General features: G+C 62.4%; 14 protein-coding genes. 1 reads left to right on the plus strand and 13 read right to left on the minus strand.

Going from position 1 to position 17,578, the window contains the following annotated elements; translation table 11 throughout:
* Positions 1 to 6: 6 nt before the first annotated feature.
* The 5 genes from KB879_RS33880 to KB879_RS33900 all read right to left on the minus strand — a co-directional run bounded on the left by KB879_RS33880 (position 7) and on the right by KB879_RS33900 (position 5,191).
* The gene (locus tag KB879_RS33880; RefSeq protein WP_211983922.1) at positions 7 to 612 is read right to left on the minus strand and encodes an LUD domain-containing protein; all 606 of its coding nucleotides are present in this window, start codon (positions 610 to 612) and stop codon (positions 7 to 9) included.
* The gene (locus KB879_RS33885) at positions 609 to 1,982 is read right to left on the minus strand and encodes a lactate utilization protein B (protein ID WP_211983923.1); all 1,374 of its coding nucleotides are present in this window, start codon (positions 1,980 to 1,982) and stop codon (positions 609 to 611) included. Before KB879_RS33885 ends, KB879_RS33880 begins: the two co-directional genes overlap by 4 nt.
* Positions 1,979 to 2,722, minus strand: a complete 744-nt coding sequence (locus KB879_RS33890) for a (Fe-S)-binding protein (protein ID WP_211983924.1) — start codon at positions 2,720 to 2,722, stop codon at positions 1,979 to 1,981. Before KB879_RS33890 ends, KB879_RS33885 begins: the two co-directional genes overlap by 4 nt.
* A gap of 27 nt (positions 2,723 to 2,749) precedes the next feature.
* Positions 2,750 to 3,736: a cytochrome d ubiquinol oxidase subunit II gene (cydB, locus tag KB879_RS33895; RefSeq protein WP_211983925.1), complete on the minus strand. Its 987-nt coding sequence runs from the start codon at positions 3,734 to 3,736 to the stop codon at positions 2,750 to 2,752.
* A 72-nt stretch (positions 3,737 to 3,808) separates the two neighbouring features.
* Positions 3,809 to 5,191 (minus strand): cytochrome ubiquinol oxidase subunit I, encoded by a 1,383-nt coding sequence (locus KB879_RS33900; protein ID WP_211983926.1) that lies wholly within the window; start codon positions 5,189 to 5,191, stop codon positions 3,809 to 3,811.
* Positions 5,192 to 5,473: 282 nt separating this feature from the next.
* Between KB879_RS33900 and KB879_RS33905 the strand changes: the two genes are divergently transcribed.
* Positions 5,474 to 5,713 carry a hypothetical protein gene (locus KB879_RS33905; protein WP_211983927.1) on the plus strand — a complete coding sequence of 80 codons (240 nt, stop codon included), beginning with the start codon at positions 5,474 to 5,476 and terminating at the stop codon, positions 5,711 to 5,713.
* A gap of 36 nt (positions 5,714 to 5,749) precedes the next feature.
* On the opposite strand, the gene KB879_RS33910 is transcribed toward KB879_RS33905, so the two are convergent.
* The 8 genes from KB879_RS33910 to KB879_RS33945 form a co-directional block, all read right to left on the minus strand.
* Positions 5,750 to 8,191 carry an ATP-binding protein gene (locus tag KB879_RS33910; protein ID WP_211983929.1) on the minus strand — a complete coding sequence of 814 codons (2,442 nt, stop codon included), beginning with the start codon at positions 8,189 to 8,191 and terminating at the stop codon, positions 5,750 to 5,752.
* Positions 8,192 to 8,453: 262 nt separating this feature from the next.
* Entirely contained in the window at positions 8,454 to 9,203 is a 750-nt protein-coding gene (locus tag KB879_RS33915) for a response regulator (RefSeq protein ID WP_211983931.1), read from the minus strand.
* Between the two features lie 522 nt (positions 9,204 to 9,725).
* Positions 9,726 to 9,902, minus strand: coding sequence for a hypothetical protein (locus tag KB879_RS33920; protein ID WP_211983933.1), 177 nt, complete (start codon positions 9,900 to 9,902; stop codon positions 9,726 to 9,728).
* 57 nt (positions 9,903 to 9,959) lie between these two features.
* Entirely contained in the window at positions 9,960 to 11,033 is a 1,074-nt protein-coding gene (locus tag KB879_RS33925; RefSeq protein ID WP_371827489.1) for an AI-2E family transporter, read from the minus strand.
* A gap of 64 nt (positions 11,034 to 11,097) precedes the next feature.
* A complete protein-coding gene (locus KB879_RS33930) occupies positions 11,098 to 11,832 on the minus strand; it encodes an MgtC/SapB family protein (RefSeq protein ID WP_211983934.1) in 735 nt (244 codons plus the stop codon).
* A 12-nt stretch (positions 11,833 to 11,844) separates the two neighbouring features.
* Positions 11,845 to 13,197: a TolC family outer membrane protein gene (locus KB879_RS33935; RefSeq protein ID WP_249221501.1), complete on the minus strand. Its 1,353-nt coding sequence runs from the start codon at positions 13,195 to 13,197 to the stop codon at positions 11,845 to 11,847.
* Between the two features lie 29 nt (positions 13,198 to 13,226).
* Positions 13,227 to 16,280, minus strand: coding sequence for an efflux RND transporter permease subunit (locus KB879_RS33940; protein WP_211983935.1), 3,054 nt, complete (start codon positions 16,278 to 16,280; stop codon positions 13,227 to 13,229).
* The gene (locus KB879_RS33945) at positions 16,277 to 17,374 is read right to left on the minus strand and encodes an efflux RND transporter periplasmic adaptor subunit (RefSeq protein ID WP_249221503.1); all 1,098 of its coding nucleotides are present in this window, start codon (positions 17,372 to 17,374) and stop codon (positions 16,277 to 16,279) included. Before KB879_RS33945 ends, KB879_RS33940 begins: the two co-directional genes overlap by 4 nt.
* Positions 17,375 to 17,578 lie beyond the last annotated feature (204 nt).

Here is a 17,578-nt window from a genome sequence, read left to right on the forward strand (position 1 = left end):
CCTCCTTCAGCGCTGCCGCACGGCTGTCTGCTTTCGAACGGGGATGACCGTCAGCGACCGGATGCCTTGCGCCCCCCGGATCAGCACCCCCTCGATATCCGCGGTTGCGGACGGACCGCTCATCAGCACCGCGTAGTTCGCCGTGAAGAACTCGCGCCGATGGTAGGCCTGATGCAGATTGCCGACAATATCATCGGGATCGAGCAAGGCAACCAGATGCTGCGACAGGTAGCCAAGTGCGTTGACGTTATATTCGCGCTCGCTCAGCCAAATCGAGCCGGTTTCTGCGACAGCAAAGGCAGGGCGCACGATACCGACGTCGACGTCGTTGAGAGCTTGCGGAAGATCGATCGTACCGATATCGCGGGTTCCCCTGATTTCGGGCGTGGCCGAGCAGAAGACTCGCGCGTCGGGGAAGCGCGCGCGGAGAAATCTCTCGATATCGCCGTCAGCCGGTGCTTCGCACCAGATGCCGCCGATGCGGTCGAGCGATTTTTGGAATGACACCACTGCCGGCTGAAGATCCGCTTCGAACATCGGTACTTCGGGCAACGCGCGGGGGGCTGGCGCGACTTCGCGCAAGCGGGAGAGAATCACTTCGCGGCTACTCATTTCTTGCTCCTCTTCAGATACCAATCGCGGAAAGTATGTTTCGGTGCTTCAGGCAGTTCGCGCTGCTTGCCCCAGGCATTCAGCGGGTTGTAGAGGACCGCGCGCGGCAACGTGCTGACGGCGGTGCCGGCGGTCTTGATGGCGGCGCGGTAAAGCGCCGGTCGGGATAGCACCTGCCCGGCAACCTCCATCGCCTCTTTCTTGACGAACGGCAGTTCATGTTGCTCGGCGATGATCTGCCGCCATTTGTAGATCTGCTCATGGATATTGATCTTGACCGGACAAACGCTCGTGCAACTGCCATTCATGGTCGAGGCGAAAGGTAGGGAGCTGAATTTTTTGAGGTTAAAGGTCGGGTTAATGATTGCGCCGATGGGACCGGAATACACACCGCCGTAGCTAAGGCCGCTGCTGCGCCGATACACGGGACATGTGTTCATGCAGGCGCCACATCGGATGCACTTGAGCGAGTACCAGAAGTCATCCATCGCAAGGCGCTCGGACCGGCCGTTATCCACAAGTACGAAGTGCATTTCGCCACCCCTGCGCGGCCCGCGGAAATGCGAGGTGTATTGCGTGATAGGAGAACCGAGAGCACTTCGCGACAGCATGCGGATGAACACGCCAAGATGCTCAAGCTTCGGAATCAACTTCTCGATGCCGATCGATGCGATATGCAACTGCGGCACGTTGGCGCTCAGATCGGCGTTGCCTTCGTTGGTGCAGACGGTGATCCCGCCTGTTTCCGCTACAGCGAAATTGCAGCCGGTCATGCCCGCGTCCGCATTCAGAATGAGTGGGCGTGTGGCCTGGCGCTGTGCTTCGGCCAGCTTTGGAATACTGCTCTCATTGGGGTCGGTTCCGATCTTCTCTGCAAAGATCTTTGCGACGTCAGTAGCGAGCTTGTGCACGGCTGGCACCACAATGTGCGACGGCAGTTGATCGTCCAACTGCTGGATCTGTTCGCCAAGATCCGTCTCCACCACCACGATGCCTCGCGATTCAAGATACGGCCGCATTTCGCATTCCTCGGTGAGCATAGACTTGCTTTTCACCAAGACTTTCGCCTGACGTTGACTCAGGATCTCGTACACGATGCGGTTGTGTTCCTCTGCATCCTTCGCCCAGTGAACAGTGACACCGTTGGCGGTCGCATTACGCTCGAACTGCACCAGGTAATCAGGCAAATGCGTCAGCGTGTGCTCCTTGATGGCAGACGCCAGCGACCGAAGTTCCTCCCATTCGGGGATACCGTGGACCTCGGTGTCGCGCGAGCTTCGCAACCCCCAAAGACGCTTGTCGTGAAATTCAATATGCTTTTCGTCGGCGATGAACGTCCTCGATGCGCCGACATGGTCAACCCGCTTCATGCTTGTGCTCCATTCAGGATTTGCGCGATGTGAATGAACTTCAGGCCAAGTCCGATCCGGTCCGCACAACCCTTCTGGTGCATGAGGCAGGAAGAGTCTGCCGAAACGATATATTCGGCACCGTTGCGCTTATGATCGCTGACCTTGTCGGCGCCCATGCGCGCCGACACCGGCTCCTCCGACACGCAGAACGTGCCGCCGAAACCGCAGCACTCGTCGGGCCGGTCAGGTTGGATGAATTCAATGCCTTCGACGCCTTTCAGGAGCGCCATCGGCTTGGAGAAGTACGGCTCCTCGATCTCGGACATCTTGGCCGTACGCAACCCGCGCAGCGTGCCGCAACTGTTGTGCAGTCCGACCTTGTGGGGGAACTTCGCCCACGGAAACTCGCGGACACCCAGCACATCGTGCAGGAACTCGACGAGTTCGTACGTATTGGTTCGCACCGCGTTCGCGTCTCGCGTCTGCGTCGCGGCGGTCAGATGATCTCGGACGTGATGCACGCAGCTGCCACTAGGGGAGACAATGTAGTCGTAGCCGGTGAAGTTCCTGACGAAGAGATTCTCCGTGGCGGCGGCCTGCTTCTCGCAGCCGCTGTTGCCCATCGGCTGGCCGCAACACGTCTGGTCGAGCGGGTAGTCGACTTCGCAGCCGACACGCTCCAGCAATTCCAGCGTCGCAATTCCGACGTCTGGATAGAAAGCATCAATGAAGCAGGGGATAAACAGTGCGACTTTCATGATGGATCCTCATTTTCAATGGGTGAGTCAGTGATAGGTATGGTCGCTCGACACCTTGCCCCGGAATACCGAGTAGGCGACGCAGGTGTAAAGGACGATGAGCGGCAGAATGAACAATCCAGCACCCCAGAACATGAACGTCTGGCTGGCTTTTGGCGCCGCCGCGGCGCTCAGCGTGACCTGGAACGGAACGATGTAAGGCAGGTATGAGGCAGCCAGCATCAACAGCAGCAGCACACAGCCGGTCACCGTGAGCACGTAGGGGCTAAGGCTGGCCCGGCGCGCTGCGACAGGGGCGCAGGCGAATGCCGCGATGCATAGCAAAGGCAGTACATCAAGCACCGGATGCGCGTACCAGCGCGCTTCAATTGCCCGATGCTCGAACAGGGTAGCCACGAAGATCGCGGCAAGCACGAGCAGGGTCAGTGGGGTCAACCACCCTAGCGTGTTGCGGCCAAACCTCTGCAGTCGGCCCTCGCCTTTCAGCACAAGCCATCCCGAGCCAAGCAGCATGTAGCCAAGCACGAGGCCGAGCCCACACAAAAGCGGGAATGCTGCAGACCACTCGAGGCCGTTGCCCGTGTAGCGCAAATGTTCCACCGGCAGGCCCTGTGCATACGCGCCGACCGATACGCCCTGCATGAACGCGGCAAGCAGCGAACCGATGAACAGGAGCATGTCCCACACCCACCGCGAGCACACGGCCCGGTGACGGAATTCGATGGCGACGCCGCGCATGATGAGGCCGGCGAGCATGGCAGAAAGAGGGATGTAGAGCGCGGGCAGGAGTATCGAGTACACCGGTGGGAACGCGCCGAAAAGGATGGTCCCCGCAATCACGAGCCACGTGCCGTTTCCGTCCCACACGGGCGAAATGGACGCCACCATGCCGTCCCGCAGTTCGTTGCTGCGGGCGACTCCGCTGAGCACGCCGACGCCCAGATCGAACCCATCGAGCATGACGTATGCTGTCACCGCGACGACCAGCTCCACCAACCAGAACCAATTCAACATGTTTCTTCCCCTGTTTAACGACGCGGAATGCGGGCGTGCCCAGACGACGTTGGCTGATATGCGGTGGCTGTGTCAGGTGCGCCGGGTCCCTGGTGTGAACGTTTGTGGGATGACATGGCCGTCCCACACCGTCAGGACCTTGCCTGCGAAGATGCCGCGACGCACGATGCGGGCGATGTAGTAAACCCCGAAGCAAAAGATGAACGTGTAGATGCCAACGTACATGACCAGCGTCGTTGCCGCGAAATGCGGGGCCAAGCCCGACGTCAGCGCATCTGCAGTCCGCAGCACGCCCCACACCGTCCATGGCTGCCGGCCGACTTCCGCCGTGAACCAGCCCGCCAGGACTGCAAGAAAGCCAAGCGGGAAGCTGCAGACAACGGGCCACAGCAGCCACCGGTGCACTTCAAGCCTGCCGCGACGCGCGACGACGCTGCCAATCCATGCAAGCGCCAGCATCACCATGCCGCAACCCGCCATGATGCGGAACGCGAAGAACGGAATCAGAACCGGTGGGCGGTCGGAGGCCGGAAAATCCGTCAACCCAACCTCCTTGGAGTCAAGCGTTCCTGATCCGACAAGGCTGCCCAGCACCGGTACTTTCCACTCGTAACGATTGCGCTGGCCATCGACGTCCGGAATCGCGAAGATGACCTCGGTGGCGGGCTGTTCGTCGGCCCAGCGCCCCTCAACCGCCGCAAACTTCGCCGGCTGGTAATCGTGAATGTAGTCGCCGGTCAGGTGCCCGAAGAAAATCTGCAGCGGCACGAGCACGGCAGCGAGGCCGAGCGCCATGCGGACCATGACCGTCGCCTCGACGCGATACGTTCGATTGAGCAGGTAGCCCGCCCCGACGGCCGCCACACAGAACGCCGTGGTCAGGTAGGCCCCAAGCAGCATGTGCGGAAAGCGCACCCAGACGACGCCGTTGAAGATGATGGCCGCCCAGTCGGTCGGAACGAAAACGCCGTTCTGTATGACGAAGCCGACGGGATGCTGCATCCACGAGTTGTTCACGAGGATCCAGAAGGCGGAGAGCGTCGTTCCAGCGGCGACAAGAATGCACGACAGCAGGTAAAACCATGGGCGGACGCGATGGCGCCCGAATATCATCACGCCGAAGAACGTCGCTTCAAGTGCGAATGCCGTGAAGGACTCGTAGCTGAGCAGCGGACCCTGGATCGGGCCGCTTGCACGCGATAGTTCGCTCCAGTTGGTGCCGAACTGGAATGCCATCACGATGCCGGAGACCACGCCCATACCGAAGGCAACGGCGAAGATCTTCAGCCAGAAGTCGAAGAGCTGTCGGTAGACCCGATTGCCGGTGGCCAGCGAAATGCCCTCGAGCACGGCCAGCCATGCCGCCAGGCCAATCGTGAAGGAAGGGAAAATTATGTGAAACGAAACAGTAGCCGCGAACTGTATGCGCGACAACAGCAGGGCCGATGCTTCCAAGAGCGCGCTCCATGAGTTAGATGCGTCACGGAGAAGTTTCGGTGCCGGCTGTTGCCGCGCCATTGCGAGGCGGGCGATTCGGGTTACATCTGTAATACAGCCTGCATCAACCGGGATCGATGGTCCTGTGCGACCGGAAGACGGCGTCCCATTACGACTGTAACCAAGGCGCGCCGGTCTGCAACGGCGCCGAAATTGCAGTTGGGCAGAATGGCTCCAACTTTTTTGGAAGCTTACCGGGCGACCACGGCAAGCGGGACGCCCGTCGCTCGATTAGTCATCATGGAATTGGAACAGGCCGACAAGGCGGTTTTGCCCTCTCGCGACACTGGGCTGCGTCGCATGTTGAGCGCCCATGAGGTTGGCATGCTGCTACGTCTCTCGTCCGCACCGGTCGGAATCGACGCCGCTTCGCCTGATCTCATCGCGCTTCAAGACCTGGGCCTCGTTCGGGTGATCGGCGTGCAATTCACATTGACGGCGGCAGGAAGGATCGTGGTGGAGCGGCTCGCACGATACTGAATCCGCGCAGCCTCGCATTCCGGCTTCCGCGCGGTGTCAGCGTTGCGACATTGTTTGAAATACGGCAGCCAGCGCCTTGGCCAGCTCCGCTTGGCGCAACGGTTTGCGCAGCACGAAGCGCACGCCTGCCCCGCGCGCGTCACGTTCAAGCGCCGGGTTACTGAATCCGCTGCAAAGAATTACCGGCAAGTCGGGACGCAGTTCCGCGACGCGGGCGGCAAGCGCCAATCCGGTCAGGTCCGGCATGGTTTGGTCGGTGATGATCGCATCGAACCGGTCCGGCTCGACTTCCAGCGCCTGCCATGCCGCCACGCTCGAACGAAATCCCACCGGCTCGTAGCCGAGGTCGGCCAGCACCTCCTCCTCCAGCGCGACGAGCGCTTCCTCGTCGTCGACAAGCAGCACGACTTGTCCGTTCCCGCGCGGCACATCCTCGCAGTCGGCACTCTCCGGTGAGGGCCGCGCTTCAGTCAAGGGTAGGTATACGTCGAATCTCGAGCCCGAACCTTGTACTGTGTGCACGTCAATGCCGCCGCCGTACTCGCGCACGATGCCGTCCACGAGCGATAGTCCTAGTCCAGTGCCTTCTCCCGCGCGCCGCGTCGTGAAGAACGGATTGAACATACGTTCGAGGACGTCTGCGGAAATACCCACGCCCTGATCGGTCACGCGGAGCTGCGCGAAAGCGCCCGGGCCTACGGCGCCGACGGAAAACGACACGGGCGATTGAAACGAGACCCGGTCGAGTGAGATGCCAAGCATGCCGCCGTTGGGCATCGCGTGCACCGCATTGCTGCACAGGTTCATGATGACTTGGTGCATATGCGTTGCATCTCCCATCACATACGTGCCCTCGCCATCCAGCTTGACATCCAGTAAAACTTTCACCGGTGCCGTCGCCCTGAGGAGCTCGACCGCTTCTGTGGCCACCGCATGCAAATCGACCGGCACGCGCGCAGTGGTGCCGCTGCGGCTGAAGGTCAGGATGCGCTCGACGAGCAGGCGCGCGCGGTCTCCCGCTTTCATCACTTGTTCAATGTGCTTGCGAGCCGTTGGGTTTTCGCTCGAGAACGCCAGCGCGCGCTCGCCGAAACCGAGAATCGCGCCGAGGATATTGTTGAAATCGTGCGCGACGCCTCCGGCAAACGTCCCCAGCGCCTCGAGCTTCTGCGATTGTCGCAACTGCCCCTCGAGACGGCGCCGTTCTCGTTCATCCGCAAGCCGATGCGTGATGTCCTCGACCGTCGCGATGATCAGGACTTCACCCTGTCGGCCGTCCTGACGGGTTGCCGGACGATCCGCGAAGACCCGTGCGACGCTCATGTCGGTCCAGACCACGTGTCCGTCGCGATGCAGATAACGCTTCTGGAACCTGACACTGTCCCGCCCATCTCGGACCAGTTCGTCGATGTGGGCCTGCGTGAGCGCATGATCGTCTGGGTGGGTAATGTCCAAGGCGCGGCGCTCAGCGAGTTCGGCATCGGTGTAGCCCACCATGCGCTGAAATGCCGGATTGGCCATCAAATAGCGGCCATGCGCGCGAAGCACCATGATGCCGACCGGCGCGTTCTCGTAGACAGTGCGCCACCTCCGCTCGCTCGACTCCAATTCATCGTTGACCCTCTCGAGCCTGCGCATCCGGGCAATCAACGCGAACATGAGCAGCATGATGAACGCGGAAATGAATCCTGTGCGCGCGAGCACGCTGGCGGCCGTGGCATGCCAAGGGTTGAGTACCGCCGCATCGTTACGGGATACCACCAGTGTCAGCGGCATGTTTGGCACGGCACGGGCGGCTGAGCGCACGTCGCCGCTCAGCTTCAACTCGCCCGGATTCGAATACGTCATGACTGATCGCCCGTCCGCGCGCCTGAGCACGATGGTCGTGCCCGGCACGATGTCGATGTCGCGGTAGAAGCTGGTCATATACGCCTCGTCGATCTCCGCGAGCGCGACCCCCTGGAATTGGCCGTCTTTGTCCTGCAAGCGCACCCCGATGTCGAATGCTCTTTTACCGTCGATCGCGCTTGTGAAAGGCTCGCTCACATCCAGTGCGCCGCCTTGGGCCTGTTTTAGCCGCTGGAAGTCACTGCGCGACCCAATGCTGGGCTGGCCGACATCGGTCGGCCGTGATGTCGCAAACAGTTTGCCCGATGCGTCCCCAATCGACAGAGCGCGCACTTGTGGTACACCGACCGTTTGCGGGGCGAGGAAGCGCGCGGCATCCGCAGGATCCAACCTCCCGCTGTGAACCGCCTCCGAGGCCGCGATACTGCGCAGGATCTGCTCGGCGCCTTGCAGCAAGCGTGCAGTCTGTCCGGCAAGGGCGCTCGACAAGCTTGCAAGCTCTCGATCGTTGGCCGCGAGCGTCAATTGACGGGTGCGCTGCAGATCTCCGATGGCCGTTGTCCAAACGAGCGCGACGACAAGAAACCCGCCTGCAGTGAACGCCCAATAGCGGCGCGCCCGAGGTTTCATTCGAATCTTCAGTTCCCTATCCGGCATGATTTATCGCGCAGTCGAAAGTCGCGTAGATCGGCGCGGCGCACCACGGCCGCCGATCTCCGCCCTGATCAGGTGATTCAGCGGTGGATGACTTCACTAACGATCAAAGAGTCCGCGCGGCTGCGTCAACATCCCGACATAAGCAGCCAGCCTGAACCAGCGCGAGTGATGTTGCCTTGTGTCGATTTGGGGCCGCCACATCGTCCACCGTTGCTACAGCACCTGTGCCGATCGTTCAATCGGGAAAGCCCACGGCCCGGCTAAGCTTTTCCACTATTGCGTCGAACACATAGCCCGCCCCGCGGACGGTCAGGATGAACGTGGGATGCGACGGATCCTGCTCGATCTTTCTCCGGAGGCGCAAGATCTGAACATCAATGGAGCGATCGTACACGTCGTCGTACAAGCGGCTTGATTCCAGCAACTGCTCGCGGGACAGCACCTGGCGGGGCGCCGCAAGAAACGCATTGAGCAGACAGAATTCGCCGTTAGTCAGTTCAACGCGTTCCCCCATTGGCGAGGTGAGCCTGCGTGTCCCAATATTGAGTTCCCATCCATCAAACCGGTAGGCCCGTGCATCCGTCCCACGTCCCGCGCCTGACGCCGACACGGCCGAGCGCCGCAACAGCGCACGAATCCGTGCGAGCAGCTCCCGCGAACTGAACGGTTTCGTAAGGTAATCGTCAGCGCCAAGTTCGAGCGCCATGACGCGGTCTGCTTCGTCGCGTCGCCCAGAAACGATGATGATCGGTAGCGCGGACTGTTCCCGAAGTCGCCGCGCGATCTGCATCCCGTCCTCGCCGGGCATGCGCAGATCCAGAACAATGAGGTCGATGGCAAATGACTCGAACGCCGCGGCCATTTCCGTGCCGTTGCATGCCACGGTAACGCGAATGTCGTTATCGCCCAGATAGTCGGCGAGTAGTTCCCGCATCGCGGGATCGTCGTCAACCACGAGGACATGGGGGATATTGACATTCGTCATCGCTGCAGCGTCCTTGTGAATCTGAGGAGATCATTATAGCGACGGCCTCGGGCTTCATGGGCCAGCGCCTCGTCGCGAAACTGCTCTAGGCTGATAGGCGTTGACAAGCGGGCCAGCAGCACGCGAGCAGGGACACCTGACTCCGGGTGTTCTGATGGTCTGCACCAGCCAGCAAGGTTCCCCACGTCATCACCGTTGACCGTCATCTTGCGCTCCCATGTCTAGGAACGTACAGCTGTAGATAAAGCATAAAAGGCCGCAAAAAGCACAATGCTGACCATAGGTCACCAGACGGAAGTCGCCCGGCGCAAGGAGGAATGCTGCATGCAACATCCACTCCAGGGGTTGCGGACGACCGGGGCGGCTATGGCAAGAGCGGCAGCGGCCGGGGCTGCGGACGAGGAGCGGGCCCCCACGCGGGGTACCTTCCCATACGGCACGACAACGTAAGGATATATCGCCGTGCCGTCGCCTTGCTGATACCGGGATCTCGAAGCGGGCTGCGCCCCGACGTTGTTCTGGCTATGAGAGCGGCGCCGTCTTCAGCTCAGAGCCACCGCGGCCGTCATCAATACCGCCCTTGCTGCTTAGCGTCAGGGCGTGGCCGCCTGACTGCGGCGCGGCTGCAACCGTAGCCCCCACACAAAGCGTGAGCGCGGCAGTGGCGTTCAACAGATGGATCGGATGGGCTATGAACATGCGTGCTCCTCTGTTGGTCAGTCGGCGGCGCGGGTTTCTGGCGGTTCTTGCAACGGGTCAACTCCTATATAGCGGGCTCTCTAGATAGCGGCGGCGCAATTCGCGCAGGGCCGTCGCCAGGATCGCGCTGACGGGCAATGCGAGCAGCACACCGAAAAAACCAAAAAGTTGCCCGAATGCAAGTAGAGCGAAGATTACCGCCAGCGGATGCAGCCCGATGCGCTCGCCGACGAAACGTGGCGTCAGGAAGAAACTCTCGAGGACCTGGCCGGTGCCGTAGATGATCGCTACCGCCGCGAAGCCGTACGAAGTGTCGAATTGCAGCAGCGCGGCGAGCAGCGCAAGCGCCAGCCCGGTCGCGAAGCCGACGTAGGGTATCAACACCGCCAAGCCGGTCAGGATGCCAAGCGGCAGCGCTATCTTGAAGCCCGCGATCGACAGTGCAATGGGATAGAACGCGGCAAGCACGCCCATCACCAACAGCTGGCCGCGCAGGTATTGCGACAGCATGCGGTCCATCTCGGTGACGAACTCCCGCGTCTTGCCAAGCCAGCGCCGGGGTACCAGGCTCTCCATGCGGCGGAATATTTGGTGCCGGTCATAGAGCAGATAGAACAGCACGAGCGGCACCAGCACGACGTTGCCGATCACAGTAGTCATCATGTCGCCACTGGTGCGCACGTACTGCCATGCGGTGAGCGCCACCGTCTTCTCGCTACCTTCGAGGTTCGCCAGTACGTCGCGCACATTGCCGAAATGGAGCGATTGGCCGAGGCCGAGCACAGCCAGCTTCGGTTTTAGCCAAGCATCCAGCCCAGCAATGAAGACGGGAATCCGACTTGTCAGCTGCGGGCCTTCCGCTTGCACCACCGCAACCACCAGTAACACCAGCAGCGCGGCCAACAACGCAAAGACGAGGATCATCAAGAGCGCCGCAAGGCCGCGCGGTGCGCGATGGCGCACCAGCCACTCGACGCCCGGCTGCAACATGTACGCTATGAGCGCGCCGAGCAGGAACGGCGTGAGGACGGGCCGCAAGCTCCAAAGCAGGATGCCGAAGCCCAGTGCGACAGCGCCCCCGAACAGGGCCATTCGGCGCGATGGCGTTGGGAGTTGCACGTTCGTCGACAATATATCGGATTTCCGGTCGAGCTCCGGCGTTGATCGCCGAAGCATGTTCATTCTGGTCACGGGATCAACTGCGCACCGGCACGATGCTGAAGCGCGAAACGCCCTCGGTTGCCGCCATCTCCGCCGCCAGTGCTGCCGGCGACAGCGCGCGCGCCTTGTCCGGGGCGACGAGGCTCACGCGCCACAGCGCCTGGTTGTCGGCATAGGTGATGGTCAGCGTGTCGTTCAGCACGCGATAGCCGCGCGACTTCGCCCTCTGGATCAGCAGATCGAAGTCGGGCGCTTCGCCGGGCTGAAATGTTAGCGACAGATCGAGCGTCATGCGTCCCGGCAGCCGTGACTCCAGCCCGTGCAACATGGACATCGATGCCACGCACAGCACAGCGAGCAGCAATGCGGCGGCGTAGAACCCGACGCCGAGCAACACGCCGATAGCCGCGGCGGCCCAGATGGATGCGGCAGTGGTGAGGCCACGGATGCTCATGCCGTCCTTCATGATGACGCCCGCGCAGAGGAAGCCGATGCCGGTGACCACCCCCTGGACGACACGGGTCGGGTCTGGCTGGATGTGCGCGGAGGTGCCGCCGTACCAGAGCGACGCATGCCCGACGAACACGGTCAGTGCCGTCGACGCCATGCAGACGAGGCCGTAGGTGCGCATGCCGGCGGCACGGCCGTTGTACGACCGCTCGTAGCCGACCAGCATGCCGAGCAGCAACGCGCCCGCCAGGTTCAGCCCGATGAACGCGTTGGCGGCCAGGAAACTACCGCTCCAATAGTGCTGCAGATCGCCGAGCATGGGATGTCCTGGTCAGGAGGCGAGCCAGTCGTTCAGCGAACGGAGGGTGTCCTCGCTCAATTCGCCCGTCGCGGCGGCAAGCCTCAAGCGGCCGAGGAGGTAGTCCAGCCGTGCCTGCACCACGTCCAGTTCAGCGGCGAACACGCGCTGCTGCGCGTCGAGCACGTCGGGTTCGGTGCGGGTGCCAACGTCCCGGCCAAGCGTTGTCGCCGCCAGCGCGCTACGCGCAGAAATCAACGACTGCTCGAGTGCGGCGATACGCGACACGCCGGTCTTCACCGACAGGAATCCGTCCTGCACGTTCAGGCGCACATCGCGCCGGGCGGCGGCAAGTTCCTGCTCGGCCTGGCTCTTCTTCGAAATGGATTCCCGCTCACGCGAGTCCAGTCCGCCGCCTGCGTACAGCGGAATGTTGACCTGCAATCCCACGGTCGCGGAGCGCGTATTGGCCGCAATCCAGGGCGCCAGATTGCCTGTTTGCCCCTGTGCGCTATAACCCGCCACGAGTGCGACGGTCGGGCGACTGAGAAGACGGTACTTGTCGATCTCGGCGCCGGCAATATCGAGTTCCGACTGCCGGGTCTTGACGAGGAAGCTCTGCTCTTCCCCCTTGGCCTGCCACGCCGGGAGATTGTCCGGCTCCGGCGGCCGTGGTGCAAAGCGAGCCGCTAACCCGCTCAACTGATCGGGCAGCGTGCCGACGATTTCCTGAAAGCGCGTGCGTCGCTGTTCGAGCGCGGATTGTGCCGTCACTTCGCGGCTCTCCACGCCATCCAGTCGCGCCTGGGCTTCATTCAGATCGGTAATCTTGCCCTGGCCGATGTCGAAGCGCGCCTTTGCGCGGTCGCGTTGCTGCCGCAGGGCAGCTTTCTCGGCCTGCACCACGCGTAGCGTCTCCTCGCCGAGCACCACGCCGAAATAGGCTTCGGCCACCCGCAGAGCCAGATCCTGGCGCGACTGGCCGAACTGCGTTTGCGCCAGGCTCGTTTGTTCGCGCAATTGCTTCTTCGCCGCCACCGCTCCCCGATCGTATATCGGCTGCACCAGCACCACACCGGCTTGCCGCACGGTGCCCGACGTATTGGGCGAGATCAGCGACGCGCCGTCTGTGGCAGAAGAATGCGCGGTGGTCCTGTCCAGCCCCCCCTGCAGCCTGACGCTGGGAAGCAGCAGGGCCCTGCCCTGCACGGCCTTCTCCTGGCCCGCCGCGAGCGCATCATTCGCTGCAAGGGTCGTCGGATCATGCGCCAATGCCTGCTCATAGGCGCCCACGAGGTCGATCGCGCCCGATTCTCCGGCGCCCAATAACAGCATGCAGCCCAAGGCCACCTGCCCGGCCCGCAGGGCCATATTCAATCTCTTCATCACAATCACTCTCAACGTCACATTCGCGATCAGACGGTCGCGGGGCGCTTGGCCCGGTACCACGTCGCATACAGGGCGGGAAGGAACACGAGCGTCAGCACCGTTGCCACGGCGAGCCCGCCCATGATTGCCCACGCCATGGGGCCCCAGAACACGGAATGGGTGAGCGGCACCATCGCCAGGATTGCCGCCAGCGCGGTCAGCACGATCGGACGCAGCCGTCGCACCGCCGCCTCGACGATGGCCGTCCACAGCGGGACGCCGGCGCCCACATCCTGATCGATCTGTACGACCAGAATCACCGAGTTGCGGATGATCATCCCGGCGAGCGCGATGACACCCAACATCGCAACAAAGCCGAAAGGAATCCGGAAGGCGGCAAGAACCACGCTCACACCGATTAGCCCGAGCGGCGCGGTCAGCAGGACAATCGCCATTTTCTTCATGTCCTGAAGCTGGATCATCAGCAGCACCAGCACCGCGATGATGGTCCACGGCATCACCGCAAAGACGGAGCGTTGGGCCTTTGCACTCGATTCCGACGCACCGCCGATCTCGATGCCATAGCCGAGCGGGAGATCCTTTGCCAGTGCGTCGATCTTCGGTTGCAGCGCCCGCGTCACATCAGGCGCCTGCGCACCGGCGATATCGGCACGCACGGTCATTGTCGGCACGCGGTTGCGCCGCCACAGTTCGCCTTCCTCGCTGGCGAGCGTGAGCCGGGCCACCTGCGAGGCCGGCACGAACTTGCCGTCGCGCACATAGATCTTGGCGTCCTTCAGATTGTTCAGGTCCGTGCGCTCCGCCGCGACGAGACGTGACACAACGTCGATATCCTGGTCTTCCTCGCGGAACTGCGTGATCGGTGTGCCCGAGATCGACGCCTCGAGCGCCTGCTTGATCTGGCCTGAGCTGATGCCCAGCGCACGCGCCTTGTCCTGATCGACGTCAACCTGCACGCGCTTGATGCGCTCGCCCCAGTCCTGGTTGACCTGGCGCACGTGCGGTTCCTCACGCATGATGGCCGCCACCTTCTGTCCGATGGCACGGACCTTGTCGTTGTCCTGGCCGAAAACGCGGAACTGCACCGGGTAACCGACGGGCGGCCCGTTCTCGAGTCGATTGACGCGGCCGCGCACGTTCGGGAACTTGTCTGCGAACAGCTTCTCGAGCTTCTCTTTGACCCGCTCCCGTGCCTCGCCGCCCTTGGTCATCACCATCATTTCGCCGAGGTTCAGGTTAGGGGTCTGCGCATCGAGCGGCAGGTAGAAGCGCGGCGCCCCATTGCCCACGAAGCTGGTCACCGCGGCAATGTCCGGATCGCCCTTGAGCATCGCTTCGAGCTTCTGCACCTCGCTCTGGCTCGCGTCGAACGTCGAGGCCTCCGGCATCCACATGTCCACGATCAGCTCGGCCCGGTCCGATGCCGGAAAGAACTGCTGGGGTACAGCCTTGAACAGCATCAGAGCACCCACAAACGCGGCGAGCGTGACGCCGAGCACCCATACGCGCTGTCTCAGGCAAAAATCGATGAAGCGGCGGAACTTGACATAGAAGCCGCGCTGGTAGACCGCCTCCTCATCATGCGAGGCATGCGCATGCTCCTTCAACAGCTTGAAGCCGATGTACGGCGTGAACAGCACGGCCACGATCCACGACAACAGCAGCGAGATGCCCACCACCTGGAACAGTGAATACACATACTCGCCGGTGCCGGACTTCGCAAAGCCGACCGGAAGAAAGCCCGCCGCCGTGATCAGCGTGCCGGTCAGCATCGGGAAAGCGGTGGCCGTGTAGGCGTAGGTGGCGGCGCGGAATTTGTCCCAGCCCTGTTCGAGCTTCAGTGCCATCATTTCGACGGCAATGATGGCGTCGTCCACCAGCAGCCCGAGCGCAATGATCAGCGCACCGAGCGAGATGCGCTGCAGGTCGATCCCCATCACGTACATCGCCAGGAACGTCATGGCCAGCACGAGCGGGATGCTCAGCGCAACAACAAGTCCGGTGCGCAGGCCCAACGACAGGAAACTCACGACGAGCACAATGATCACCGCCTCCGCGAGGCTCTTCTTGAACTCGAAAACGGAATGCTCGACGATGCGTGGCTGGTCGCTGACCGCGTGAATCTGCACCCCAACCGGCAGGGTAGCCTCGATGCGCTTGACTGTTTCATCGAGCTTCGCGCCAAGTCGAATCACATCGCCGCCCTTGCGCATGCTCACCGCAAGGCCGATGGTCTCGTTGCCGTTGAAGCGCATCCGCGAGGTGGCGGGGTCGACAAAACCGCGACGGACGTCGGCGATATCGCCCAGCCGGAAGGTACGCGGGCCGGCACGGATGCCGATGGCGCGAATGCCTTCGACGGAGTCGAACTCGCCGCTCACGTCCAGCCGCACCCGTTCAGCGCTGGTTTGCACTGTCCCGCCCGAGGTCACCACATTAGTTTGCGCGAGGGTCTGGGCAATCAGTGCCGGGTCAATCCCCAGCGACGCGAGCTTGGCGGTGGAGACTTCCACATAGACCTTCTGTTCCTGCTTGCCGACGAGGTCAACCTTGTTGACGTCGTCGACGCGAAGGAACTCATTACGCGCGGCATCGGCGATCCGTCTCAGGTCGTCATAGTTGAATCCATCGCCCGTGATGGCATAGAGGTTACCGAAAGTGTCCCCGAACTCGTCATTGAAGAAGGGCCCCTGCGTGCCCTGCGGCAAGGTATGGCGGATGTCACCTATCTTCTTGCGGACCTGATACCACACATCCGGCACGGCAGACCGGGGTACTTCCTCACGCAGGTTGACCTTGATCTGCGTTTCGCCCGGCTTCACGTAGGTGGACGTATAGTCAATCTCCGCCACCTCCTGCAGCTTGCGCTCGAGTTTGTCCGCAACCTGGTCGGCCATCTGCTGCGCGGAGCTTCCCGGCCAGTAGGCTTGCACGACCATGGTCTTGATCGTGAATTCGGGGTCTTCCTTCTGGCCCAGGCTACCATAGGCCAGCACGCCGGCCACGGACAACAGCAGCAGCAGGAACGCGATCATCTGCGGGTGCTTCAGCGCCCATTCGGACAAATTGACGCCTTTCACTTCGAACCTCCCACCTGAGCGACGGACACCGCCTCCGCCACCTTCACCTCCTGGCCGGGCTGCAGCATATGCACGCCGGCACTCACCACGGTTTCTCCGCTGGCCAGTCCCCCGACCACAATGACGCTGTCGTTCTGCGCGGCGCCGAGATTGACTTCACGCGCGGTCACCCGCGACGTCTTGGGGTCCACCACCCACACCTGCCGGCCACGCTCGTGATCGACGATGGCGGTCAGTGGCACCCGAATCGCGCCACTTCCGTCCACGTCGGGGACCATGACGGACGCTGTCATGCCCAGCCGGAGGAGGCTGGGATCGGCGTCTGCGTCCAGGATCGAAATGCGCGCGGAGTACGTGCGCGTGACACTGTCAGCGTCCGGCGCAAGCTCGCGGAGCTTGCCGCTCCAGGACTTGTCCGGATGCGCCCACACCGTGATCGAAAGCTTCTGGGCCTTGCGCAGTTCGTCGACGCGCGACTCCGGAATGCTGATCGAGACCTCGCGCTCGCCGTCGGCCGCAACGGTGGCGATCGACTGGCCGGCCGCTACCACCTGGCCGGCTTCCGCGTTGACGGCGCTGACCACGCCATCGCGGTCGGCCACGAGCGTGGTGAACCCGCGCAGGTTGGTGTTCAGTTGCTGGCGCGCCTGGGCCGAGCGCAGTTGGGCTTCGGCCTGGCTCAGCGCCAGGCGCTGCTGATCCAGTTCGGCCTGCGAGGCAAAGTTCTGCGCCAACAGTTGCTCGGTACGTTTCACATCGACCCGCGCCTGGGCTACCCGGCTTCGCGCCGCATCGGCCTCCGCGCCAGCCGCCGCCACCTGCAACGTTTCCTGGGTGGGATCGAGCTGGAACAACTGCTGGCCGCGCTTGACATGGCTGCCCACTTCCACCATCCGCGCGACGATCTTCCCCGCCGTGCGGAATCCCAGCTGACTTTCGTAACGCGCCCGGATCTCGCCCGAATAGTTCGCGCCGACCGAGCCGTTGCTACGCCCGACGACCACCGTCCGGACCGGCCTCACGTCCGTGTGTTCAGACGCAGGTTTCTGTGTACACGCCGCCAGCAGGCTCGCCGCCGCGATGATGGTGAGCACTGCCGCTCGATGATTCCTGTTCAATTTCTACGCTCCAATAGGTCCGTCACTCGCCTGCGAGTCATCAGCGGTTCGCGCCACCGAGCCGATGCAACGAACTCGTTCCGGGCGTAGTGACAGCAGGCCTGTTCGGGCTTTCGCCCTTCCCAAGAGCCCGAAATATACCTTATAATGACTTAGGTGTCATGATGACGTACAAATTAT

It is taken from the genome of Cupriavidus sp. KK10 (assembly GCF_018223725.1).
Lineage (GTDB): Bacteria > Pseudomonadota > Gammaproteobacteria > Burkholderiales > Burkholderiaceae > Cupriavidus > Cupriavidus necator.

Coding starts and splice junctions, on each gene's coding strand:
- KB879_RS33880 (WP_211983922.1), bottom strand. CDS start 612: ATGAGTAGCCGCGAAGTGATTCTCTCCCGCTTGCGCGAAGTCGCGCCA.
- KB879_RS33915 (WP_211983931.1), bottom strand. CDS start 9,203: ATGACGAATGTCAATATCCCCCATGTCCTCGTGGTTGACGACGATCCC.
- KB879_RS33890 (WP_211983924.1), bottom strand. CDS start 2,722: ATGAAAGTCGCACTGTTTATCCCCTGCTTCATTGATGCTTTCTATCCA.
- KB879_RS33930 (WP_211983934.1), bottom strand. CDS start 11,832: ATGCTCGGCGATCTGCAGCACTATTGGAGCGGTAGTTTCCTGGCCGCC.
- KB879_RS33885 (WP_211983923.1), bottom strand. CDS start 1,982: ATGAAGCGGGTTGACCATGTCGGCGCATCGAGGACGTTCATCGCCGAC.
- KB879_RS33910 (WP_211983929.1), bottom strand. CDS start 8,191: ATGAAACCTCGGGCGCGCCGCTATTGGGCGTTCACTGCAGGCGGGTTT.
- KB879_RS33905 (WP_211983927.1), top strand. CDS start 5,474: ATGGAATTGGAACAGGCCGACAAGGCGGTTTTGCCCTCTCGCGACACT.
- KB879_RS33935 (WP_249221501.1), bottom strand. CDS start 13,197: ATGAAGAGATTGAATATGGCCCTGCGGGCCGGGCAGGTGGCCTTGGGC.
- cydB (WP_211983925.1), bottom strand. CDS start 3,736: ATGTTGAATTGGTTCTGGTTGGTGGAGCTGGTCGTCGCGGTGACAGCA.
- KB879_RS33920 (WP_211983933.1), bottom strand. CDS start 9,902: ATGTTCATAGCCCATCCGATCCATCTGTTGAACGCCACTGCCGCGCTC.